This is a genomic window from Vibrio sp. 970, from assembly GCF_033339075.1.
This window is the reverse complement of record NZ_JAWOTW010000607.1, coordinates 1-576: the sequence shown is the minus strand read 5'-3', so window position 1 is coordinate 576 and position 576 is coordinate 1. Positions and strand designations below refer to the sequence as shown.

1 protein-coding gene is annotated in these 576 nt (G+C 42.9%); it reads right to left on the bottom strand.

Annotated elements, in window-relative coordinates:
- Positions 1-259: 259 nt before the first annotated feature.
- A partial coding sequence (locus R7Q11_RS28145) for a glucose PTS transporter subunit EIIB (RefSeq protein ID WP_225467224.1) occupies positions 260-576 on the bottom strand: 317 nt, incomplete at its 5' end.

Genomic DNA, 576 nt, shown 5'->3' with positions numbered 1-576 from the left:
TGCATAATTCAAACATGTTCAATATTTGTTATGTCATCAGTGAGTAAACGGTTTGTACGAAAAAGCCGACAAAAGTAAAGATGAGTTTGAGATCACAAGGTTCAATAAGGTGAGCCTAGGTCGTACTCATGAAACCAATAGGCAAAAAATATAGGCAAGAAAGTCAGGTAGGCAGGCAATAGATAATAAGTTATTCAGCGATATCCAAAACACAAAAAAGGAGGCCTTAGCCTCCTTTCAAAACAATGAATGTTGGGGATTAACCGTGGTTACGGATCCACTCATCCATTTCAGTTTTTAGGTTGTCAGACTTAGTACCGAAGATAGCCTGAACACCACCTGCAACAACTACAACACCAGCAGCGCCTAGTTGTTTCAGTTTGTCTTGGTCAACCGCAGCAGTATCTGCAACAGCAACACGTAGACGAGTGATACATGCGTCTAGACCAGTGATGTTTGCTTTGCCGCCGAATGCTGCAACAAGCTCACCTGCCATGTCTGAACTAGAAGTCGCCGCAGCTTCTTCAGTTTCATCTTCACGACCAGGAGTTTTTAGGTCAAGAGCTGTGATTACTG